Consider the following 22,621-nt stretch of genomic DNA (forward strand, 5'->3'; position numbering starts at 1 on the left):
AAATACAGCAAAAATTGTGTAAAAAAACAAAACCACTTTTAATGCTCATCGTCTAACACGATAACTTTTTTGTGCTTTATCCACCTTAATGAGATAATTTCTTGCCTGTGAAGAAGGATGTGCCGTCGTTAAAATACGGTACACTTGCTCAGGATACAAGCGATTAATCTGTTCAATTGCCATCTCTTTATCTTCGTGAAACACGCGTAATACTGCGCCAGCACCACTGTTATAAGCTGAGATCATTGCAAAACGTTTAGATGTTGGATTGGTAATGCCATCTAAATATTTATTTTGTAATAACCATAAATAAGACGCGCCTGTATCAATATTCTTTTCAGGATCAAATAAATAACTTTTTGATGGTTGCCCACCACGCCCTTTCATTTGGAATACATCACGTCCTGCCGTATGTGGCACAACTTGCATTAATCCCACGGCATTGGCATAGCTAATTGCATAAGGGTTAAAACTTGATTCTGTTTGCATAATGCCGAGGATTAAACTCTCATCGAGGTTATAACGTCTTGCAGCACGACGTACCATAGGTAAATATTTTTGCGCGCGCACTGCAACGTGGTTCGCAATCATTGGAATCACCACAAATTGCACGATTCTGCCATTACTCAAACGACGCGTCTGTAATTTATTTTGCAATAAATAATTGGCAAAATTACTTGCTGTCGTTACATTCGTAATTTGTCCACCCAAATTATCCACAACCTGCCCTAAGAGGAATGGACGTGAGCTAATCGGTACATCACCAGAAGCAAATAGATCAATGCCTTTAGCATCAGATCCCATTAATAATGTATGTACAATGGCATTATGTAAGCGATTTACATCACTTAATGTTTCAACCGTAATGCTCCCTTCATCAAAACTCACGTGGCTACGCGTATAATAACTATCCGTATATTTCACATAATCTTTACGGCTAGCAACCAATAACTCATTAACGCCCCAAATTTGATCAATATTATGGGAAAATTGTCCAGTTAAAATATCTAGCCCTTGTGTATCTTTTGCAAAGGCTTCATCATAATCAATCCTTTTATGGCTTGAGCCACTACAAGCAAATAAAAAAGGAATAATCAACGCAACAACATATTTTTTCATAGTGTTTTTTCTGCTGGTGGAACATAACCTTCAATGTGAACCTCTTTGCCTTCAAACAAAAAGTTCACCATTTCTTGTTCTAATAATTGACGATGTTCGGCATTCATCATATTTAATTTCTTCTCATTAACGAGCATAGTTTGCTTTTTCATCCACTCGCCCCACGCTTGTTTACTGATATGATCAAAAATACGTTTACCTAACTCCCCCGGATAGAGTTGAAAATCTAAGCCATCTGCCTCTTGTTTTAAATAGGCACAAAATACCGTTCTTGCCATTATTCTTTTCCTTTTGCTAACTGTAATAAAAGATTTTTAACTGGCGTTGCCAGCCCAATTTGATCTGGATTTTGCGGATCATACCAATATTTGACCGCACTTTGTATAGAAGATTCATACTTCCCGTGATTTTCACCCACCTTTTTCCAATCAGAGCGATTGCTATCCTCACCCCGATATTCCTGTTTCACATAAATAGGATGAATCATTAAATGAAAGTGGCTAAACGTATGACGAAAAGCCGGCCATTCTTGGTAAAAAGCCACATTTTGACGGGCTAAATACGCCAGTAAATCCTGCTTACTATCAAATTGCGGAAAACAATACAAACCGCCCCATAATCCTGATTTTTCACGCTGTTCTAAGACAACTTTTCCCTGTTCTTGCCAAATCAAAAAATAACTTTGTCGCTCAGGTAAGGTTTTTTTCGGCTTTTTAGCTGGATAAGCTTGCCAATTTTGTTGTAAATTTGCACCGCACTTTGTAGCTAAAGGACAAAGTTCGCATTTGGGTTTTGTGCGTGTACAAACCATTGCGCCAATATCCATCATCGCTTGATTAAAATCCGCCACACGCTGTTTTGGTGTAACTTCTGCACTTAACTGCCAAAGCTGACTTTCTACTTTCTTCTCTCCAGCCCAACCTTGCACGGTAAAATAACGTGATAATACCCGTTTCACATTACCGTCTAAAATCGGGTAAGGGGCATTTAAACAAGAAGATAAAATCGCCCCCGCAGTACTACGCCCAATCCCTTTTAATGCCTGCACTTGTTCAAATTCTGTGGGAAAATTACCTTGATAATGATCTCGAATATATTGTGCTGATTGGTGCAAATTTCTTGCTCTTGCGTAATAACCTAAGCCTGTCCACAAATGTAATACTTCATCAAGAGGCGCATTCGCCAGCGCAGTAATCGTGGGAAAAGTTTGCATAAAGCGTTCAAAATAGGGAATCACAGTGGCAACTTGGGTTTGTTGCAACATCACCTCTGACAACCATACACCATAAAGGGTTTTATTTTGCTGCCAAGGTAAATGCTTCCGTCCAAATTGCTCATACCAAGTAAGCACAGATTTTGCAAAAGGAGATGTGGTGGAAGATTGAGCTAATAGCATAAATATAATAGATAAAAGAATCAAAAAACGAAGTGTATCATAGGCAAAATTTATCTTGCAAAAAAAGATTGTAAGAATTAAGTGTAATAAAACCAACCATACCCATCGCAATCTATCTTGCTACATTGAATAAGAGGAAGGCGCTCTTTCCACACCACTTTGCTCACATCAATGTCTATTTTTTTACTTTAAAGAACGAGAAAAAAGCCAGCAATTATGCTGGCTTTCTAGTTCAAGCAACGACTTATCCTTGTGAAGAAATGCGTTTCATATCTGTCATATAACCACGCAATTCTTGACCGATTAACTCAATTGGGTGGTTGCGGATCGCATCATTCACATCACGTAAGGTGATATTGTCAATTTCTACGGTTGGGGTTGGTTCACCCAAATCACCACGTTGTAAATGTTGCATTACTGTTTTCGCTAAAATTGGTGCTGCAACATTGGCAAAGAGGTAGTTTCCATATTCTGCCGTATCTGAAATAACCACATTCATTTCATATAAGCGTTTACGTGCAATGGTGTTTGCGATTAATGGTAATTCGTGTAAGGATTCATAATAAGCAGATTCCTCAAAGATGCCCGCTGAAACCATCGTATCGAACGCCAACTCCACACCAGCTTTTACCATTGCAACCATTAATACACCGTTATCAAAATATTCTTGTTCGCTGATTTTGATTCCTTCTGCTTTTGGTGCATTTTCAAAGGCGGTTTTTCCTGTTTCTTCACGCCATTTTAATAGATTAGCATCGCCATTTGCCCAATCTTCCATCATCACACGGGAAAATTCACCGCTGATAATATCGTCCATATGTTTCTTGAATAAGAAATCCAACTCTTGTTTAATTTCTTCTGAAAGTTCAAAGGCACGTAATTTAGCGCTGTTGGATAGACGATCCATCATAAGTGTGATGCCACCTTGTTTTAAGGCTTCGGTGATGGTTTCCCAGCCATATTGCACTAATTTCCCAGCATAAGCAGGATCTTTACCGTCGGCCACTAATTTATCATAACAAAGAATTGACCCTGCTTGTAACATACCGCAAAGAATGGTTTGTTCTCCCATTAAATCAGATTTCACTTCTGCGACAAAGGAAGATTCCAATACACCGGCACGATGTCCACCTGTCGCCGCAGCCCAAGCTTTTGCGATCGCCATACCTTCACCTTTTGGATCGTTTTCAGGGTGAACGGCAATAAGCGTTGGTACACCAAAACCACGTTTATATTCTTCACGCACTTCCGTCCCCGGGCATTTAGGCGCAACCATCACAACGGTAATGTCTGGACGAATTTGCTCGCCCACTTCAACAATGTTTAACCCGTGAGAATACCCTAGTGCCGCACCTTCTTTCATTAATCCCATCACATCGGCGATCACTTTACTATGCTGTTTATCAGGCGTTAAATTAATCACTAAATCGGCACTTGGAATCAGTTCTTGATAAGTCCCAACATTAAACCCATTTTCAGTGGCGCGTTGGAAAGACGCACGTTTTTCTGCAATGGCTTCTGGGCGTAACGCATAACTGATATCTAAACCAGAATCACGCATATTTAACCCTTGGTTTAAGCCTTGCGCACCGCACCCAACGATAACAATTTTCTTACCTTTTAAGAAATTCGCTTCATCAGAAAATTCTTCGCGATCCATAAAACGACAACGACCTAATTGATCTAATTGTTGGCGTAAGTTTAATGTATTGAAATAATTAGCCATTTTGTATCCTTATGTTGAGATATTGTGTTTGTTACTTATTGTGGTGGAATTATACCGTTTCTTTACATTGCGTAAATTGATATTATTAAAATTAAATATTGCATATATTGCAACAAAATAAACGAATAATACCTACCAGAAGCAAATCTTAAAATCTACCATATGCCTTGTGCTTTTTAATAAAGATTTTTTATTATGTTAATCACTTGTTATGTCAGAAGAGTTTGTGCTAGCGATACTTACCTAAATATACAACGCAATGCCAAAATACACTGAACGTCTTCGGTTAACTACGCTTATCCATATTAAGATCAGTTTATTATTTACTAAGTGCGGGGTAAAATTTACACATTTTTTACCGCACTTATGTGAGAAACCTATTTAGATAATGCGGCTAAAAACAATTTCAATTGTAAAACAAAGCAAATTGTAAAGAAGATGATCTGCCCCCCAAAAACTGGACACCTAATTTGAGGTGCAGATTATGTCCTATACCTATCAATTCCGTTTAGAAATTATCAAACAAGTCACCGAACAGGATGTGGGTATCCGAGAAGTGACTAAACGTTATCAGATTTCTCATTCTCTTGTGATTAAATAGTTAAAAGCCTTTCACGAAAGAGGCTTAGAGGGGGTAAAATCACCTTTTATTCAACCTAAAAGAGTTAAGCCCAAAATGAAGAAAAAAGAGATGAAAATTCCTGAACCCACAGATTTATCCCCTAAAGCCGTTAAAAAATTGCAACGTGAGCTGGCTCTCGCCCGTGCAGAGATTGCTTATTTAAAAAAGTTGGAGAAATTAGACCGGCAAAAACGACGGCAGAAAAAAGAGCCACCATTCACAATCTAAAGCAAAAGTATACGTTAAATGATTTACTAAAAGCGGCGAAAATGGCGCGTTCTACCTTTTATTATCAAGAAGTTAAGCGCGATTACTCGGTAGAAAAAGCGGCAATATTCTCGCTGTATCAAGAGAGTAAACAGCGAGATGGCTACCGCCCTTTAACGTTCAAATTACGTCAAATCGGGGTTACGTTGAATCATAAAATCGTACTGAAATTAATGAGGGCGTTGCAAATTCAGTCAATTGTTCTCAAGAAAAAGCTTGGAAAACGAAGCAAAACTTCATTGATTATACCAAATGTGCTGAATCGTGATTTTACAGCGACAAAACTTAATCAGAAATGGGTGACGGATGTGACCGAATTTCATATTGGGCGGGAGAAGCTGTATTTTTCCGCATTAATGGATTTGGCGAATCGAGAAATTATCGCCTATCAGTTTGCAAGGCGCCCCAACTTTCCCTTAGTAAAAAAGATGCTGGAACAAAGGTTAAGCCAATTAAGTGCGATGGATTGCCCCATTATTCACAGTGACCAAGGCGTTCTTTATCGTACAAACGCTTGGCGAAAAATGCTGGAGAGGGGCGCGATACTGAGTATGAGCCGACGCGGGAATTGCTATGATAATGCGGTGATTGAGCGTTTCTTTGCGATTTTGAAATCCGAGTGTTTTTATACGCATAACTATGCGTCGATAGCGGAATTGCAAGCTGAACTTGAGGAATCTGTGGTGTATGACAACCAAAAACGTATTAAAATGGCTTCAAAAGGACTGAGCCCTGTTCGATACAGAACTCAGTATTTATAGTTTAACAACCTGTTCAACTTTTTGGGGAGGGCAGATCAGCGGTGTAAAATGTTTAATTTTTCTACCGCACTTAATCTCTCTTTATTCGCCCATTAATTAAACGTGTTACATTGACTTGGCTGACCTGTTTGTAAACCGCGTTTAAACCACGTTAAACGCTGTGCTGAGGTGCCGTGGGTAAAGCTGTCTGGTACGGCATAGCCTTGTGAGCGTTTTTGTAAGCGATCGTCCCCTACTGCCTCAGCGGCACGGAAGGCTTTTTCTAAGTCACCTGCTTCAAATAACCCCGTTTTTGCTGCTTGATTAGCCCATACACCAGCAAAACAGTCTGCCTGTAATTCTAACTTAACGGAAAGCTGATTCGCTTGCGATTGGCTAAGGCTTTGTTGCGCACGATGTACTTTCGGCAAAATGCCAAGTAAGTTTTGGATATGATGTCCGACTTCGTGTGCGATGACATAGGCGAAAGCGGATTCTCCTTCCGCCCCGAGTTGATGTTTCATATCACGATAAAACGACAAATCCAAATAAACACGATGATCGTTAGGACAATAAAATGGTCCCATTGCAGATTGTCCTGTACCGCAAGCAGTGGACGTTGCACCGTTATACAGCACCATAATAGGTGGGGCATAACGCTGATTTTTTTGCGCGAAATAATTACTCCACACCGTTTCTGTATCCGCTAATACCACGCGAGAAAGGCTGTTTAGTTCTTGCTCTTCTTGGCTGTTCACTGTCATTTGGTGAGTTTGGCTGCCAAAATCAGGTGTGCCAACAAGCCCTGATAAATCAACACCATAATAAGCACCAACCAGTAAAATAATAAAGCCGAGTACGCCCGTTTTTTTACCACCGCCGAAACTGCCCCTTGCACTTCTTCTGTCTTCCACATTAGAACTTTCTCTACGACCTTGCCAACGCATAATTTTTCCTTAATAACTAAAATTGGCGGCTATTTTAGTATAAAAGAAAGAAAAGTGCGGTGCTTTTTTTGCGAAGAATTTTCAATTAATGTAAAGATCAAGATTATTTATAGAAGGCATATAGACTTATGAAGATGAATTGGGTAAGGTTAGCAGCCGAACTCAATGTTTTATAAATAAGGAGCAAAAAATGGGTTTATTTGATTTTGTTGGTGACATCGGTCGAAAACTTTTCTCAAAAGAAGAAGATGCCTCTGAAGCCGTGGAAAAACACATTGCAGAAGATAATCCGGGCGTGGAAAATCTTTCTGTCAAAGTCGAAGAGGGGGTGGCGAAAATTGAAGGCAATGCCACATCAGCAGAAGCATTGGAAAAAGCCATTTTAATGGCGGGCAATGTGGTAGGCATTAATTCGGTGAATGTCGAAGGGGTCGCGATTGAGAACGGTGAACGTTTAGCTACTGATGAAGAGTTTTATGTGATCCAAAAAGGCGATACCCTTTGGAAAATTGCAGAAAAAACCTATGGGAATGGTGCAAAATACACTGCCATTGTTGAGGCAAACAAAGAAGTGATCAAAGATGCGGATAAGATCTTCCCAGGACAGAAAATTCGTTTACCAAAATCACTTTAATAACAGTAACGCAAAAGCCTTATTTTGTAAGGCTTTTCTTTTTTTTTAGTGTAAAAAATAGCCAGTTGTGGTTTTTTATTTCTCAATATCTCGACGGGCGAGCGTTGTATCGCTATAATTTGATGTCTTTTTAACTTTTATTTACTAACGTGTTCGGTGTTAGTATTCGCCGAGTGCAAATTCATTTTGAGGTAACATAATGTCATTTAATATTGAAACAACTCAAGGTCTTGAGCGTCGTGTCGCTATCACCGTTCCTGCTGAAACCGTAGATCAAGCGGTGCGTGAAGAATTAAAACGCGTAGCAAAAAATGCACGCGTGGATGGTTTCCGTAAAGGTAAAGTTCCCCCACATATTATTGAAAAACGTTTTGGGGCATCTGTGCGTCAAGATGTATTAGGTGATTTATTACAGAAACACTTCTTCAATGTACTTGTTGATAGCAAAGTAAATCTTGCTGGTCGTCCAAGTTTCAACGTTGAACAGTTTGAAGCGGGTAAAGATCTTGTTTTCACAGCAACCTTTGAAGTGTATCCAGAAGTGGAGTTGAAAGGTTTAGAGCAAATTAAAGTAGAAAAACCGGTTGTTGAAATCAGCGAAGCAGACATTGATAAAATGGTTGATGTGTTACGCAAACAGCAAGCAACCTGGGAAGAAACCCAAGAGCCAGCAAAAGCAGATGATCGTGTCACAATCGACTTTGTTGGTACCGTTGATGGTGAAGAATTTGAGGGCGGAAAAGCGACTGATTTCGTATTAGCAATGGGACAAGGTCGAATGATCCCAGGCTTTGAAGAAGGCATTATTGGTCATAAAGCGGGTGAGCAATTTGATATTGATGTTACCTTCCCAGAAGAATATCACGCCGAAAACTTAAAAGGTAAAGCGGCAAAATTTGCTATTACGTTGAAAAAAGTAGAAGTGATGGTATTACCAGAATTAACGGATGAATTTGTAGCGAAATTTGGTCCAAATACCAAAACTGTGGCAGATTTACGCACAGAAATTGCCAAAAATATGCAACGTGAGTTGAAAAACGCCTTAACTGCACGCGTGAAAAACCAAGTTATTGAAGGGTTAATTGAACAAAACCCAATTGATGTTCCTGCGGCTGCGGTTGAGCAAGAGATTGAGGTTTTACGTCAGCAAGCGGCACAACGTTTTGGTGGAAATCAGCAACAAGCGGCACAATTACCACGTGAATTATTTGAAGAGCAAGCAAAACGTCGCGTTCAAGTTGGTTTATTACTTTCTGAAGTGATTGCATCAAATGAATTAAAAGCAGACGAAGCGCGCGCTGACGCAATGATTCAAGATATTGCATCTGCTTACGAACAACCATCAGAAGTGGTGGAATATTATAAAAACAACAAAGAATTAATGAACAATATTCGTAACGTTGTTTTAGAAGATCAAGCAATTGATGCCGTATTAGCGAAAGCACAGGTAACTGAAAAACCAGCATCATTTGATGAAGTAATGAATCCACAAGCATAATTTGCTGTAACTCATTGATTTCAAAGTGCGGTCGTTTTTTTCACAAAAATGACCGCACTTTTGTTATATAATTCACCACATCAAGTGGATTGAACTTAATTCAGTGTAAGGCAATGGGTTAAATTCAATTTACTATAATTTTTATAACTCTTTGATACAAAAGGAAAACCGATGGAGAATACGATGGCTTTAATTCCTATGGTGGTTGAACAAACCGCACGTGGCGAACGTTCTTACGATATTTACTCACGTTTATTAAAAGAGCGTATTATTTTTCTAAGCGGTCAAGTTGAAGACAATATGGCCAATTTAATCGTGGCCCAACTGCTGTTTTTAGAATCAGAAAACCCAGATAAAGATATTAGTCTTTATATCAACTCACCCGGCGGCGTAGTGACGGCAGGAATGGCAATTTATGACACTATGCAATTTATTAAACCGGATGTGCGTACCCTATGTATTGGACAAGCTTGCTCAATGGGCGCATTTTTATTAGCTGGGGGCGCACCGGGTAAACGTGCCGCATTGCCAAATGCCCGCGTGATGATTCACCAGCCTTTAGGCGGGTACCGTGGACAAGCTTCTGACATTCATATTCACGCACAAGAAATCTTAAAAATTAAGCGTACGCTGAATGAAAGATTAGCATTCCACACAGGACAGCCTTTTGAGAAAGTAGAACAAGATACGGATCGTGATAATTTTATGTCAGCAGAACAGGCAAAATTATACGGTTTAATTGATGAAGTACTAGTAAAAAGAGAAACGGAATAAGCGATGACAACAGAAAAACAGCCACATTGCTCAATGTGTGGCAAAGAACGCAGTGAAGTACAAAAATTGATCGCAGGAGAAGACGGCGCAATTTGTAATGAATGTATTGAGCTTTGTCATAATTTGCTTGTTGATGCAGAAAAGCAAGAGCAAGCAGAGGCGAATAAAACCACAGAATTACCAACTCCACACCAAATTCGCGCGCACTTGGACGATTATGTGATCGGGCAAGATTATGCGAAAAAAGTGCTTGCGGTAGCGGTATATAATCATTATAAACGCCAACAAGTCGGGTATAAATCTGATGAAGTTGAATTAGGTAAAAGTAATATTTTGCTGATTGGACCAACAGGAAGCGGCAAAACGTTGCTCGCGGAAACCTTAGCAAGAACCTTGAATGTGCCTTTTGCAATGGCTGATGCCACCACCTTAACTGAGGCTGGATATGTGGGAGAAGATGTCGAAAACGTGTTGCAAAAATTATTGCAAAACTGTGATTATGACATCGAAAAAGCAGAAAAAGGCATCATTTACATTGATGAAATTGATAAAATCACCCGTAAATCAGAAAATGCCTCAATCACCCGCGACGTATCTGGCGAAGGCGTGCAACAAGCCTTGCTTAAATTAATTGAAGGCACCGTTGCGTCTATTCCACCACAAGGCGGACGTAAACATCCACAGCAAGAAATGCTGCGTCTTGATACCTCTAAAATCTTGTTCATTTGTGGAGGGGCATTTGCAGGCTTAGAGAAAATCGTAGAAAAACGTGTTCACGTTGGAAGTAGTATTGGTTTTGGGGCAGAAGTGAAAGGGCAGGATAACAAAGCCACCCTAACGGAATTATTCACCCAAGTTGAGCCAGATGATTTAATGAAATTTGGCTTAATTCCAGAATTTATCGGACGTTTGCCTGTCATTGCACCGCTGGCGGAATTGGATGAAGACGCCTTGATCCAAATTCTCACCGAGCCGAAAAACGCACTCACTAAGCAATATCAAGCCTTATTTGGTTTTGAAGAAGTAACCCTTGAATTCACTCACGAAGCCTTAGTCGCAATGGCGAAGAAAGCCATTGAACGTAAAACAGGCGCGCGTGGTTTACGCGCTATTGTGGAAGGGTTGTTGCTTGACACAATGTATGACTTGCCATCAATCGAAAACCTTGAAAAAGTCGTTATTGATGAAAATACAGTCGTGGCTAACGAACCTCCGAAAATGATTTATAAATCTTAAGTGAGATTTGCTTAAAACAAAGTGCGGTAGAAATTTTTCAATTTTTTCTACCGCACTTATTTTTAGCTAAATTTTTGTTGGCGTAAGCGTTTTAAAATCGCTTTGAGTCCATTCTCAAGTGGCGCGGTGAGCGTTAATGTCTCTTGAGTTTTTGGGTGTTCTAGGCGGATCGAGTAGGCGTGTAAAAATAACCGCTCTAAGCCTAATTCCGCCATTTGGCTGTCAAACTGTTTATCCCCATATTTGCTGTCCAAGGCAATGGGATGACCTGCATATTGCGTATGCACACGAATTTGATGCGTTCGCCCTGTCACAGGAGAGGCTTTCACTAACGTGGCGTTGTCATAGCGTTCTTCAATACTAAATAAGGTTTCTGAGGGCTTTCCTTGTTCGCTGACACGCACAATTCGTTCTCCACCCGCTAATTCATTTTTCAGTAATGGGGCTTTAATGGCTTTGCAATGAGATTGCCACTGCCCACGAACTAAAGCAAGATAGTCTTTACGCACGGTTTTATTACGCAGTTGCTCGTGCAAATGACGTAGCGCAGAACGCTTTTTCGCTACTAATAAAATGCCCGAGGTATCACGATCCAAGCGGTGTACTAATTCTAAAAAACGGGCTTCAGGGCGTAATGCTCTCAAGGCTTCAATCACACCAAAATCTAATCCACTGCCACCGTGTACTGCAATGCCAGAAGGTTTATTCAGTACCAATAAAGCCTCATCTTCAAAAATAATTTGTTGCTCTAATTGGGCGACTTTATTCAGTTTTTTTGATACGGGGGCTTGGGCTTTCTCACTCACACGAACTGGCGGTACGCGCACAATATCACCACTTTGCAATTTGTATTCAGGCTTAATTCGCCCTTTATTCACCCGCACTTCACCCTTGCGTAAAATGCGATAGATTAAACTTTTTGGCACGCCTTTGAGCTTAGCTAACAGATAGTTATCAATGCGTTGCCCTGCTTCATCTTCACTAATCTGCAACATTGTTACGCGAGGATTTACAATTTTTTCATCAGTTTTGTTAAACATTGGTTTCATTTTATCGTTTGCTAAATTGAGCGGATTATAGCATAAATACGCGGATTTACCTTGCTAAAAAATCCCTATCGTTAGATAATAGAGCGAATTTTTGCCAGCTTACTGGGAAAAATGAGATAACCTTAGAAATAACGCAGCAAACGGCATAAGACGTTGTTTTATAAAATAAATTTGTCCAATTTGATTTTGTTACAGCGATAACAGAAAAATGGACAATTAAGAGTGATAAAAATCATCCACGCTTGCAAAATAATATTTCAATCATTTTGTTTGTATCGAAAATTATGTTTCGATAACGCAATCAATGCACCCAGCAACTGACAGTCGAGAGAATGACATTTTGCGACAGACACGAGGTCGATTGCGAAGCCAAAGTGCGGTGGTTTTTTATGACAAATTTAAAATGAAAATATAAGAGAAAATCGAATGAAAAGAATGTTAATTAACGCAACCCAAAAAGAGGAGTTGCGTGTTGCCCTCGTTGATGGACAACGCCTATTTGACTTGGATATCGAAAATCCGGGTCACGAACAAAAAAAGGCCAATATCTATAAAGGCCGTATCACCCGCGTTGAACCTAGCTTAGAAGCTGCCTTTGTGGATTACGGTGCAGAACGCCACGGTTTCCTACCTTTAAAAGAAATTGCCCGTGAATACTTCCCTGCTGATTATGTGTATCAAGGTCGTCCAAATATTCGTGATATTTTGCACGAGGGGCAAGAAGTCATCGTTCAAGTCAACAAAGAAGAACGTGGTAATAAAGGCGCTGCGCTGACCACTTTCGTATCCTTGGCTGGTAGCTATTTGGTGATTATGCCAAATAACCCCAGAGCGGGAGGAATTTCTCGCCGCATTGAAGGGGAAGAACGTTTAGAATTAAAAGAAGCCTTAAGCTCTCTTGATGTGCCTGAAGGCGTAGGGTTAATCGTACGCACGGCCGGTGTGGGCAAATCCCCTGAGGAATTACAGTGGGATTTAAAAGTGCTTTTACATCACTGGGAAGCCATTAAGCAAGCCTCTGAAAGCCGTCCTGCTCCTTTCTTAATTCACCAAGAAAGTGATGTGATTGTACGCGCGATTCGTGATTACTTACGTCGTGATATTGGCGAAATTTTGATTGATAACCAAAAAATTTACGAAAAAGCAAAAGCCCATATTAAGTTAGTCCGTCCTGATTTTATCAATCGTGTCAAACTCTATCAGGGGGAAGTGCCACTATTCAGCCACTATCAAATTGAATCGCAAATTGAATCTGCATTTCAACGAGAAGTGCGCTTACCATCGGGCGGCTCTATTGTCATTGATGTGACAGAAGCACTCACGGCGATTGATATTAACTCGGCCCGTTCAACCCGCGGTGGTGATATTGAAGAAACCGCACTCAACACCAATCTTGAAGCCGCAGATGAAATTGCGCGCCAATTACGCTTGCGCGATTTAGGTGGGCTAATTGTGATTGACTTTATTGATATGACCCCAATTCGTCATCAACGTGAAGTGGAAAATCGCATACGTGATGCGGTACGCCAAGATCGTGCGCGAATCCAAATTAGCCGTATTTCTCGTTTCGGTCTATTGGAAATGAGCCGTCAGCGCTTAAGCCCGTCTTTAGGGGAATCTTCTCACCACATTTGTCCACGTTGTCAAGGTACGGGGAAAATTCGTGATAATGAATCACTTTCGTTATCCATTTTGCGTTTATTGGAAGAAGAGGCAATCAAAGAAAATACCAAACAGGTACATACCATTGTGCCTGTTCAGATTGCATCTTACCTATTAAATGAAAAACGTAAAGCCATTAGTAGCATTGAAAAACGCCATAATGTAGATATTGTGGTTGCCCCAAATGAAGCAATGGAAACCCCACATTTCAGCGTGTTCCGAGTACGCGAAGGGGAGGATGTGAATGAGCTAAGTTATAATTTAGCCAAATTGCATCAAGACAAAGAGGATAGCTTTATTGCAGAAGAATCTTTAGTTACGCGTAATATTGAAACGGCAGCAGTAACCACAGAAAGTGTGTTGGAAAATGCTGCAGTTTCTCTCGCGATAGAAACGCCGGCACCAATGCCTGTGGCGAAGAAGGAAAATAAACCTTCACTTATTTCTCGCATTTTAGCAAAAATTAAAGCGCTCTTTGTGGAAGAAAAAGAAACAAAGAAAACGCCAAATCGTTCCAATAAAAATAACCGCCGCCGCAATCAAGACCGTCGTAACACGCGTCGTAATCGTAATGAAAGCGGGCGTAATGTGGAAGATAAGCGTCAAGATAAAGCGCTAGATCAAGAGGCCCGTTCCTCTCGTAAGGCAAAAAAAGCACAGATTGATGACAACTACCAAACTAACCTTGCAGAAACGAAGGTAATTGAGGAAGTGGTTGAACAGGTTCAGCCACGTCGTCAGCGCCGTGATTTACGTAAAAAAGTGCGTGTTGCCGACGTTCAAGCCCCTATTGCACCAATAACAGAAATGACAGATACGGTGGAAACGCATCCAATAGCAGTGGAAGCTGCTCCCAAAGATATGGTTGAAGTAAGCCCCGTAGAAAATGTGGTCGCCCCTGTTGTTGATATTGAGGTAAATACAGATAATGGTGAAAAACAGCGTGATAATCGCCGCCGTTTACCACGCCATTTACGTGTGAATAACCCTCGTCGTCGCCGTCAATCGCAAGGTGAAGAAAAATCACCAATGCCCTTATTTTCCGCCGTGGCATCGCCTGAATTAGCGAGTGGAAAAGTGTGGATTGATAGTAGTGCCTTCACCAATAATAAAGGCAACGCATTTTTGTCTGTCGATGAATTGCTTGAACAACAAAATAATAAAGCAGAATCAGAAGCAGAAGTGATCACGCCTGCAACGAAATTAATCGTGCAAAGCAGTGCTGATGAGCCTAAACCCTTAGCAGGATTTGTTACTCAGCCGGCAAATGAATCCGTGGAGAAAAAAGTACAAGCTTCTTTACAACGTTTGAATTCAGCGAGTGCGGAGCCAACGGCAAATGCAGTAGAAAATTTACCTCAATCAGAAAAAATTGAGGAAAAAACTGACCGCACTTATGAATTTACTGGGCGTTTAGGTACGGTATCTGCCGTTCAACATACCCAAGCACAAATGACATTAGCGAAAGCGATTGAAAGTGAAAATACGGCTTACCCAATCGTTGAATGGAAAGAGTCGCGCTATTATTTTTATGGGCGTGGTTCGGCAGGTCATCATAGTGCGATTAGCCACGTTTATTCCGAGCCAACTAAAGCAGTAGCGGAAGAATAATTCTTCTTTTGGTAGAAATAAAACCGAGCATTAATTGTTTTAATGCTCGGTTTTTTGTTTAAGTGCTAAACAAGTTGCTGTAAAAAAAAGCAATCAAATTAATTTTTTATTTTCCTGCTTGACTTGGTATAGCAAAATTCGTATTATTCACCTCGCTTAAATCACGGAGGAATGGTCGAGTGGTTGAAGGCACCGGTCTTGAAAACCGGCGAGGGTTTACGCCCTCCGTGAGTTCGAATCTCACTTCCTCCGCCATCAAATTTTTGAAAAAATCTCTTAAAGAATGATCTGCACCCAAAAGTTATACTAAACAACCAACTGATTAAGGTGCAGATTTTTTATGACGAAATAGACTCAAAGTTTCAAACAACAAGTGCTCGACTTTTATCTTCAAAATGGAAAAAATCGTTCGCTTACTCGCCGCTATTTTCAGCTTACCAAAAGGACGTTAGCGCGCTGGATTGCAACATTTAATCATAATGGAATCAATGGATTAGCTATGTTAGGTAAAAACGCTGTTATTCTATTGAATTTAAATTAAAGGTCATTCAAGCTATTAAAAAAGGACAATGCTACGCTGAAACCGCGTGCTTTCACTTTGATATCCTCAATTCTGGGATAATTAGCCAATGGTTGCAAACCTTCGAAAAACAAGGTATAGCGGGGTTATTTCCTAAACCTAAAGATCGTTCAAATATGAAACTAAAATATCCTAAAATGCCACCGAAGCCCAAAATGGAAGAGGAGCGCTTGCGTTACCGAATTTTAAAATGAGAAGCGGAGAATGCAATACTAAAAAAGTGGCAGGAACTCAACCAACAAAAAATGCAGAAAACGCCGTCATCGTAAATGCCTTGCGCTCGCGTTTTCCGTTGGGGTTGTTACTCAGGTTAATCGGATTGGCACGCAGCGCCTTCTTTTATCATCTCAAGTCAAAGATTGATAAAAATGTAGTGATTTCACAGCAAATAGAGGCGATTTATCGCAAAAAATGACGGAAATTATAGTTATCGTCGAATTACCTTAGAATTAAGAAAATATTTAATTATCAACAACAAAAGCGTACAAGCGATAATGCAACGCTTGGGGCTAAAGGGAAAAAATAAGCGGAAAAAATATCGTTCTTACCAAGGCGAAGTGGGACACATTGCCGATAATCTGTTGCAATGGGATTTTACGGCAAAGGCGCCGAATGAGAAGTGGGTAACGGATATCACGGAGTTCAAATGTGCGGAAGGCAAACTTTATTTATCGCCAATTAAGGACTTATTTAATAACGAAATTATCGCTTACGATGTGGCGAGAAGCCCGAGTTTTGAGCAGATAACCAGAATGATGAGGCTGGTGATAAAACGATTAGATGGAGCAAAACCGATACTGCATTCCGACCAAAGATGGCAGTATCAAATGATAGGCTATCGGGAGATATTGAAAAAAACAAGGGATTCAGCAAAGTATGTCGAGAAAAGGCAATTGTCTTGATAATGGAGGGATGGAAAGCTTTTTTGGGCGATTGAAGATAGAATGTGACTTTGGCAAGCGGTTTGAGACGTTTGAGCGGCTTGAAAAAGTGATTCACGAGTATATTCATTACTACAGATAAAGAGAGGATCACATAATGCTACAAAATTTTGCAATGATGGCTTATGGTTTTTTTGTGTTTATGCGATCAACCATCCCTTACCAAGAAACACAACGCTCTGCCCAATGGCGACACCCGACAAACTCGGTGATTGGTCGAATGCCAAAAACGCAATTTATCGGCAAAGAAAGTGAAAGCCTCACCATTCAAGGCGTGCTAATGCCAAGTATTACAGGGGGCGAAATGAGCATCGCAACCTTAGAAGCTCTTGCTGAACAAGGCGAACCTTACCCATTAATTGATGGGGCAACATTTCGGGTGCTAGGTTGGTATGTGATCGAAGAAATCAGTGAAACGCAATCGGTGTTTTTTGCTGATGGCAAAGCGCGTCGTATTGATTTCTCAATGAAGTTAAAACGCACTGATGATAGCCTTTTAGCTGATATTGGTGATGCCGTGAAAGGATTGATTAGCTAATGCACTATGACGAATTTTACCAAAGAATGTTGGAAACCAATCACAAAATCCCGCAATTTCGCATCAGTGTGAGCAGTAAAAATGGCGAGCAGGACATCACCCAGCCAGTCAGCCAGCGCCTAATGCAACTCACCTTAATTGATAACCGTGGCTTTGAGGCAGATGAATTGGATTTGCAACTTAGCGATCACGATGGGGCATTAATGTTGCCAAGTCGCGGTGCAAAAATTGAGGTGGCGATAGGTTGGAAAGGGCAGCAGCTAATCCCCAAAGGCAGCTACATTGTGGACGAAATCCAATATAGCGGCACGCCTGATAGTCTGACTATTCGGGCAAAAAGTGCGGATATGCGTGGCACATTGCATAGCAAAAAAGAGCGGTCATTTCATCAGACGACTTTTGGCAAACTGATTGAACAGATTGCGCAAGAAAACGGCTTAGAACCCTTATGCCACAAGGCGTTTAAAGATAAAGCTATTGCTCATCTTGACCAAACCAACGAAAGCACAATCAATCTTTTATCACGCCTTGCGGAAGAAAATGATGCCATAGCCACAGTGAAAAACGGCAAGCTATTATTTATGCCTGCAGGTAAAGGCAAAACCGCCACGGATAAACCTTTACCGCCTATTCACATCACCCGACAATCAGGCGACAGTTTTAATTTCTCACTGGTTGAAAGTGATAACTACACCGCCGTGCGTGCCTATTGGCATAATTTAGACACGGGCAAAAAAGGTGAAGTGGTGTTTGATAAAAACAGCAAAATTGAACGCAAAACTCGCCTAACCAAAGGTAGAACACGCAAAGATGGCACAGTAACAGGGCAACGGCAAAGCAAGCGCAAATATAATCAACTGGTGCAAAGCGAACCAGTGGAAACCGATGCAAACCAAATGAAAACCCTACGCCACACCTACAAAACCGAAGCAGCTGCCTTAAATGCCGCCAAAGCAGCCTTTGATAAAATCCAACGTGGCGTGGCCACCTTTAGCCTAAACCTTGCTCTTGGCAACCCCGAGCTAATGCCTGAATTACCTGTAACCGTGCAAGGGTTTAAATCAATGATTGACAGCTCGGAATGGATTATTACTAAAGTAACGCATAATATTGGGGGGAATGGGTTTACCAGTTCGGTGGAATTGGAGTTGAAAATTGAGGAAATAGAAAAATAGCGGTTAATAACAGTTACTTTTTAAAGAAATTAAATAAGGGGCTGTCCTAGATAACGACTAAAAACTCTATTTAGGTTAGAATGAACCAATGAGAAAAAGTCGTCTAAGTCAGCATAAACAAAATAAACTCATTGAGCTATTTGTCGCAGGGATTACAGCAAGGACTGCTGCGGAGTTGGTCAATGTAAACAAAACAACAGCAGCATACTACTTTCATCGTTTACGCCTGCTCATCTATCAAAATAGCCTACACTTAGAAATGTTTGAAGGTGAAATTGAAGCCGATGAAAGTTATTTTGGTAGTGCCCGCACAGGTAAACGTGGTCGTGGCGCGGCAGGGAAAATCGCGGTATTCGGGCTCCTTAAACGCAATGGCAAGGTTTATACCGTTGCGGTTCCGAATACTCAATCAGCCACCTTGTTACCTATTATTCGAGAGAAAGTAAAGCCTGATAGTATTGTTTACACCGATACTTATCGTAGTTATGATGTGCTTGATGTGAGTGAATTTAGCCATTTTCGCAAATTTAATGGTATTCCTAAAGCCCATTTTGAGCTTTATTTAAAGGAATGCGAATGGCGTTTTAATTACAGTGACATAAAAACTCAAATTTCCATTTTAAAACAACTAGTTAAAGGAAGTTTAGTCTAGTTATCTAGGACAGCCCCTTAAATAATATTGTGAACTTTTCTATACTTTTCGGTGTAGTAGACAAAATGATTGCTGATTTTTGAAAAACTGCACCAAGTGGACAAAGTGGTTGCTAATAATTATTTTCTAAGATTATTAGCAACTCTTTTTATTTAAAAAATTCTGTATAAACATAATTTTACGTTTTTTCGTTAATCCGTTGTGATTATTTAATTTCCGCTTCAGTTCACTAAATAATCCTTCTATCCTATTTGTTGTTTTTTCTATATTTAATTCCGGATATTTCTCATAAGGAAATAAATACTTTTCATAACGCTTTAAACTCGCATAAGTTCCTCGAATATGTTGATGTTTATAAGGAAAATAACCTCGTTCATTTGCCTTTTCTGAACGCGCATTTAAAAATGCTTGATGTGCTAAATACCAATAATGTAATCGCCGATAAAATTCCGCTTTGTGACTACTCTTTAAGGTTTTCACTCTCACTTTTAATGCTTTTCCAGCCTCGGATTGATGATTTTTCCTTAACTTTCTCATCACCATCGCTACCATATGAAATTGACACATCTGCGTTGGCGTATTGAGAAAATCTTTCAGTAACCCTCTTCGCCCATCACAGGTAATCGCTTGAATTTTATTGCCTTTTGCTCTTAATTTATTCATTGCGATTTTGTAATAGTCGTCTTTTTCTGTTTTAACTATTTGATGGTATACCACGTTACCTGATAATGAGCCCATCAACACTAACACACCAAAATCTCACCCAAAGAATGTCACATCCATAATCAGATTTAACATAGTTTTTTCTGGCGTTTTTAGTTTAGTTTTAGGGGCTTTATCAATATATCGCTGAATCGTTCTTTCTGAACAATGATATTTTATAGCAAGGACTTTATAAATCTGTTTTCCCTCTGAATAATCTGACCAAACAGTGGCTAAATTTAATTTAGGTTGGAAGGTAAAAGTTTTATTACAGCTATTACATTTATTGCGTTGGATGGTATTTCTTATACCATGTTTCTTAATATTTTGATTTTGGCAGAAAGGGCAGGCTTTTTATTCATTTTCAAAAAAGTGGTTTAAAGCCTTTTGCTATAAGGTTTCAACCACTTTTTTAGTAACCATTTTGTCTACTATACCTACTTTTCTCAGAAGAAAGTATAAAGATAGGGAGTAATATAACTACTATATAATAAGATTATCACTGTAAATAATGATTTCAGTTGCTTTAATTTTCTTATTGACTGAATAGTTCAGAGTATATTCACTTTGACGATATTGTTGGTACATATATTTGATCTTTTGATGATTATCATAAGACACTATCCAAGGAGTCTTTACATTATCTAGTTGCTCCTTGATCAATAAATGATTTTGATGTTTGTAAAAATTACGATAGAGTCCTTGTCCTTTTTCATAATATGGAGGGTCTAAATAAATTAATGAGTTTGCAGGTATAAAATTATCCAGCGTTAACAACCAAGTTTCAGTATTGTAGTTGGTAACGTGAATTTGGCTCGCTGAATTACCTATACGTTCAATACGTTTAATTAAATCAATTTTATTAAAGCGACAATCAAGCTTATAGTTTCCTGTTTGATTTAGTCCGCCTATTACACCGGCTTTTAAAATACCAGAACGATTTGTACGGTTTAGAAAAAACGCTGCAAAACCATGTTCTAATGGAGATAGATCATCTCTTTTAAGTAACGCTTTTTGTTTATGCCATTCTTCAATTGTGATCCGAGTATCATTGATCAAACGAATAAAATCTTCCGTTTGTTCTGTAACTGATTTCCAAAAATGATAGATTGCTAAGTCTAAATCATTGATATGAATATTTGTACAATAATTATTAAATAATAAATCCAGTGCAACCCCTGCACCTCCTGCAAAGGGCTCAACATAATGACCATTCAAATTATTCCGTTCAATAATCTCTTTTATTGTTGGAGCAAATCTTGCTTTACCACCAGGATAACGTAAGGGGGTGTAATGCATTATAGAATCCTTTTACGAATATACTAAGGATGATTATAAAATATTATTCTTCATTTGGCCACGGATATTTATTCCAAATCGCAATAATTAAAGGTTTAAGATTATTATGTGCTGCAATACTTTGCTCAAAAGTAATATTATGAGCATAATTATGTAACACACTATTTAGTAAACTTAGAGTACCTATATCTCTATTAGGTTGACATTCATTAATTAAAGTCGAGAGCTCTTTCTTTTCTAAATGTCCAAGCTTTTCTAACTCTTGTGCAATACTAAGAATTTTAACTCTTAAAATAGAACTTTCCTTTACTTTTTCAGATCTTCCATTTTCATGAAACTGTATGCTACAGTTTTTTCTTAAAAAGTAATCGCAACTTTGCTCAATTAGTGCTCTAAGTAATGCTGCTACCGCATAAGGAGTTTCTTTCACTTTTAATTTTGTTTTTAGTTCTAAATAAACAGATTCAATTTTACTTACCGGAACTTTTAACTCATAGTCAATAAGTCCATTTTGTTTCTTTTTATAAGTGGAATTTTTTGATTGGTTCTTATTTGACAATGGCTCTTTTATAGCCGTACTATTTGTAGTCGAAATCATTCCAGGAAGAAGCTCTATTTCTTCAGGCAAATGAGATGGGGGAATCTTACCGAGAGATTTTAGGTGTTCTAAGTATCTCAAACGGTCTTCTTTGTTTGAACGAGAACCTATATTATGGGCTTTATTATCAAAATCATTAAAATATTGACGTAATATCTCTTTTAATTCTTCTAATTTAATATTAATTTTTATATTTCTCTCTTTAACACCAGTTAAAATACCAAATGCCTCTCGTACTTCAGGTGTACTTAACATACGAGTGATAGTTGTAATGACTTTTTGCGATTGTTCAGGCTGAATAAGCTTATTCTGTAATGAAAACTCTAAAATCGTTAATGCTGCAGCATGATCAGGTTTTCCATCAGCTTCTTGCTCAAAGCGAGTTTGTTGTTCCGTACTCCAAGATTTTCTGGCTGTATCTGAACTCGCAGAATGTAATGTTGATAACCAAGGTTGTGCTTCTAACCTAGATTTAAATTGATGAACTTCGATTTTTTTGATTGGAGTAGCTATTTTTTGTTTAAGATTATTAAAATATTTTTGATGTTTTTTAGGTGCTAGTAATGGATTTAGTAATAATTTTAATGCACAAATACGTCTATTTCCCTCTAAAACAATTTTTTTCTTATTTTCTTCAGTAATACCAACCAAATCCAATGGATTAATTAATCCTTTCTCAGCAATATCTTTTGCAAGAGGTTTTATTTTTTCGTTTTCAATAAGAAACTCAATAATTTCCTTTTGATTTTCAATGGGAATATGTCTTGGGTTTTTAGGATCTAAATATAATCTTGTAATACTAAGTGTTTTTCTCATATCATCTCCTTAGATTAGGGAATGGATTCATCATAACTA

At 39.1% G+C, this 22,621-nt stretch carries 18 protein-coding genes, 1 tRNA gene and 3 pseudogenes; 12 read left to right on the forward strand and 10 right to left on the reverse strand.

Annotation, left to right across the window (positions count from 1 at the left end):
* Positions 1-45: 45 nt before the first annotated feature.
* The 4 genes from mltC to ilvC all read right to left on the reverse strand — a co-directional run bounded on the left by mltC (position 46) and on the right by ilvC (position 4,241).
* Positions 46-1,119 carry a membrane-bound lytic murein transglycosylase MltC gene (gene mltC, locus L5B83_RS04240; protein ID WP_265777676.1) on the reverse strand — a complete coding sequence of 358 codons (1,074 nt, stop codon included), beginning with the start codon at positions 1,117-1,119 and terminating at the stop codon, positions 46-48.
* Complete coding sequence (locus L5B83_RS04245; protein ID WP_250363877.1) at positions 1,116-1,397, reverse strand: oxidative damage protection protein; 282 nt, start codon at positions 1,395-1,397, stop codon at positions 1,116-1,118. Before L5B83_RS04245 ends, mltC begins: the two co-directional genes overlap by 4 nt.
* Positions 1,397-2,515: an A/G-specific adenine glycosylase gene (gene mutY / locus L5B83_RS04250; RefSeq protein ID WP_265762426.1), complete on the reverse strand. Its 1,119-nt coding sequence runs from the start codon at positions 2,513-2,515 to the stop codon at positions 1,397-1,399. The genes L5B83_RS04245 and mutY overlap by 1 nt, the downstream gene beginning before the upstream one ends.
* Positions 2,516-2,759: 244 nt before the next feature.
* Positions 2,760-4,241, reverse strand: a complete 1,482-nt coding sequence (gene ilvC / locus L5B83_RS04255) for a ketol-acid reductoisomerase (protein WP_265777677.1) — start codon at positions 4,239-4,241, stop codon at positions 2,760-2,762.
* A gap of 484 nt (positions 4,242-4,725) precedes the next feature.
* Between ilvC and L5B83_RS04260 the strand changes: the two are divergent.
* Positions 4,726-5,091, forward strand: a pseudogene (locus tag L5B83_RS04260) (transposase).
* Positions 5,079-5,891 carry an IS3 family transposase gene (locus L5B83_RS04265; protein ID WP_265778371.1) on the forward strand — a complete coding sequence of 271 codons (813 nt, stop codon included), beginning with the start codon at positions 5,079-5,081 and terminating at the stop codon, positions 5,889-5,891. Before L5B83_RS04260 ends, L5B83_RS04265 begins: the two are co-directional and overlap by 13 nt.
* Positions 5,892-5,983: 92 nt before the next feature.
* On the opposite strand, the gene ypfJ is transcribed toward L5B83_RS04265, so the two are convergent.
* Positions 5,984-6,817, reverse strand: coding sequence for a KPN_02809 family neutral zinc metallopeptidase (gene ypfJ, locus L5B83_RS04270; protein WP_265777678.1), 834 nt, complete (start codon positions 6,815-6,817; stop codon positions 5,984-5,986).
* A gap of 190 nt (positions 6,818-7,007) precedes the next feature.
* Here ypfJ and lysM point away from each other — a divergent pair, with 190 nt between their 5' ends.
* The 4 genes from lysM (at position 7,008) to clpX (ending at position 10,959) form a co-directional block, all read left to right on the forward strand.
* Positions 7,008-7,451 carry a peptidoglycan-binding protein LysM gene (gene lysM, locus L5B83_RS04275; protein ID WP_250350844.1) on the forward strand — a complete coding sequence of 148 codons (444 nt, stop codon included), beginning with the start codon at positions 7,008-7,010 and terminating at the stop codon, positions 7,449-7,451.
* Positions 7,452-7,650: 199 nt separating this feature from the next.
* The gene (tig, locus tag L5B83_RS04280; protein WP_265777679.1) at positions 7,651-8,949 is read left to right on the forward strand and encodes a trigger factor; all 1,299 of its coding nucleotides are present in this window, start codon (positions 7,651-7,653) and stop codon (positions 8,947-8,949) included.
* Positions 8,950-9,120: 171 nt separating this feature from the next.
* Positions 9,121-9,723, forward strand: coding sequence for an ATP-dependent Clp endopeptidase proteolytic subunit ClpP (clpP, locus tag L5B83_RS04285; RefSeq protein ID WP_265748358.1), 603 nt, complete (start codon positions 9,121-9,123; stop codon positions 9,721-9,723).
* Positions 9,724-9,726: 3 nt separating this feature from the next.
* Entirely contained in the window at positions 9,727-10,959 is a 1,233-nt protein-coding gene (gene clpX / locus L5B83_RS04290) for an ATP-dependent protease ATP-binding subunit ClpX (RefSeq protein WP_250350841.1), read from the forward strand.
* A gap of 62 nt (positions 10,960-11,021) precedes the next feature.
* Here the strand turns inward: clpX and rluC are convergent, their stop codons facing one another.
* Positions 11,022-11,999 carry a 23S rRNA pseudouridine(955/2504/2580) synthase RluC gene (gene rluC, locus L5B83_RS04295; RefSeq protein ID WP_265777680.1) on the reverse strand — a complete coding sequence of 326 codons (978 nt, stop codon included), beginning with the start codon at positions 11,997-11,999 and terminating at the stop codon, positions 11,022-11,024.
* A gap of 435 nt (positions 12,000-12,434) precedes the next feature.
* Here rluC and rne point away from each other — a divergent pair, with 435 nt between their 5' ends.
* The 6 genes and pseudogenes from rne (at position 12,435) to L5B83_RS04325 (ending at position 19,167) form a co-directional block, all read left to right on the forward strand.
* Positions 12,435-15,281: a ribonuclease E gene (gene rne / locus L5B83_RS04300; protein WP_265777681.1), complete on the forward strand. Its 2,847-nt coding sequence runs from the start codon at positions 12,435-12,437 to the stop codon at positions 15,279-15,281.
* A gap of 165 nt (positions 15,282-15,446) precedes the next feature.
* Positions 15,447-15,536: transfer RNA gene (locus L5B83_RS04305), tRNA-Ser, on the forward strand.
* A gap of 118 nt (positions 15,537-15,654) precedes the next feature.
* Positions 15,655-16,878: pseudogene (locus L5B83_RS04310) on the forward strand (IS3 family transposase); the annotation flags it as partial.
* A gap of 21 nt (positions 16,879-16,899) precedes the next feature.
* On the forward strand, positions 16,900-17,340 hold the full coding sequence (locus L5B83_RS04315) for a phage tail protein (RefSeq protein ID WP_265777682.1): 441 nt from the start codon (positions 16,900-16,902) through the stop codon (positions 17,338-17,340).
* A complete protein-coding gene (locus L5B83_RS04320; protein ID WP_265777683.1) occupies positions 17,340-18,515 on the forward strand; it encodes a phage late control D family protein in 1,176 nt (391 codons plus the stop codon). The genes L5B83_RS04315 and L5B83_RS04320 overlap by 1 nt, the downstream gene beginning before the upstream one ends.
* An 88-nt stretch (positions 18,516-18,603) precedes the next feature.
* Positions 18,604-19,167: an IS1595 family transposase gene (locus tag L5B83_RS04325; protein ID WP_265777648.1), complete on the forward strand. Its 564-nt coding sequence runs from the start codon at positions 18,604-18,606 to the stop codon at positions 19,165-19,167.
* A 135-nt stretch (positions 19,168-19,302) separates the two neighbouring features.
* Here the strand turns inward: L5B83_RS04325 and L5B83_RS04330 are convergent, their stop codons facing one another.
* The 4 genes and pseudogenes from L5B83_RS04330 to L5B83_RS04340 all read right to left on the reverse strand — a co-directional run bounded on the left by L5B83_RS04330 (position 19,303) and on the right by L5B83_RS04340 (position 22,582).
* The gene (locus tag L5B83_RS04330; RefSeq protein WP_442780623.1) at positions 19,303-19,917 is read right to left on the reverse strand and encodes an IS256 family transposase, variant Zn-binding type; all 615 of its coding nucleotides are present in this window, start codon (positions 19,915-19,917) and stop codon (positions 19,303-19,305) included.
* A 9-nt stretch (positions 19,918-19,926) separates the two neighbouring features.
* Positions 19,927-20,208, reverse strand: a pseudogene (locus L5B83_RS12415) (IS256 family transposase, variant Zn-binding type); the annotation flags it as partial.
* 144 nt (positions 20,209-20,352) lie between these two features.
* Positions 20,353-21,168, reverse strand: a complete 816-nt coding sequence (locus L5B83_RS04335) for a DNA adenine methylase (protein ID WP_265777684.1) — start codon at positions 21,166-21,168, stop codon at positions 20,353-20,355.
* 43 nt (positions 21,169-21,211) lie between these two features.
* A complete protein-coding gene (locus L5B83_RS04340; RefSeq protein WP_265777685.1) occupies positions 21,212-22,582 on the reverse strand; it encodes a hypothetical protein in 1,371 nt (456 codons plus the stop codon).
* Positions 22,583-22,621 lie beyond the last annotated feature (39 nt).

The sequence above is a fragment of the Avibacterium sp. 21-599 genome (assembly GCF_026226765.1).
Taxonomy (GTDB): Bacteria; Pseudomonadota; Gammaproteobacteria; order Enterobacterales; family Pasteurellaceae; genus Avibacterium.

Excerpts from the sequence above, each read along its gene's own strand:
- mltC (WP_265777676.1), bottom strand. The coding sequence starts at position 1,119 with ATGAAAAAATATGTTGTTGCGTTGATTATTCCTTTTTTATTTGCTTGT.
- L5B83_RS04245 (WP_250363877.1), bottom strand. The coding sequence starts at position 1,397 with ATGGCAAGAACGGTATTTTGTGCCTATTTAAAACAAGAGGCAGATGGC.
- mutY (WP_265762426.1), bottom strand. The coding sequence starts at position 2,515 with ATGCTATTAGCTCAATCTTCCACCACATCTCCTTTTGCAAAATCTGTG.
- ilvC (WP_265777677.1), bottom strand. The coding sequence starts at position 4,241 with ATGGCTAATTATTTCAATACATTAAACTTACGCCAACAATTAGATCAA.
- ypfJ (WP_265777678.1), bottom strand. The coding sequence starts at position 6,817 with ATGCGTTGGCAAGGTCGTAGAGAAAGTTCTAATGTGGAAGACAGAAGA.
- lysM (WP_250350844.1), top strand. The coding sequence starts at position 7,008 with ATGGGTTTATTTGATTTTGTTGGTGACATCGGTCGAAAACTTTTCTCA.
- tig (WP_265777679.1), top strand. The coding sequence starts at position 7,651 with ATGTCATTTAATATTGAAACAACTCAAGGTCTTGAGCGTCGTGTCGCT.
- clpP (WP_265748358.1), top strand. The coding sequence starts at position 9,121 with ATGGAGAATACGATGGCTTTAATTCCTATGGTGGTTGAACAAACCGCA.
- clpX (WP_250350841.1), top strand. The coding sequence starts at position 9,727 with ATGACAACAGAAAAACAGCCACATTGCTCAATGTGTGGCAAAGAACGC.
- rluC (WP_265777680.1), bottom strand. The coding sequence starts at position 11,999 with ATGTTTAACAAAACTGATGAAAAAATTGTAAATCCTCGCGTAACAATG.
- rne (WP_265777681.1), top strand. The coding sequence starts at position 12,435 with ATGAAAAGAATGTTAATTAACGCAACCCAAAAAGAGGAGTTGCGTGTT.
- L5B83_RS04315 (WP_265777682.1), top strand. The coding sequence starts at position 16,900 with ATGCTACAAAATTTTGCAATGATGGCTTATGGTTTTTTTGTGTTTATG.
- L5B83_RS04320 (WP_265777683.1), top strand. The coding sequence starts at position 17,340 with ATGCACTATGACGAATTTTACCAAAGAATGTTGGAAACCAATCACAAA.
- L5B83_RS04325 (WP_265777648.1), top strand. The coding sequence starts at position 18,604 with ATGAGAAAAAGTCGTCTAAGTCAGCATAAACAAAATAAACTCATTGAG.
- L5B83_RS04335 (WP_265777684.1), bottom strand. The coding sequence starts at position 21,168 with ATGCATTACACCCCCTTACGTTATCCTGGTGGTAAAGCAAGATTTGCT.
- L5B83_RS04340 (WP_265777685.1), bottom strand. The coding sequence starts at position 22,582 with ATGAGAAAAACACTTAGTATTACAAGATTATATTTAGATCCTAAAAAC.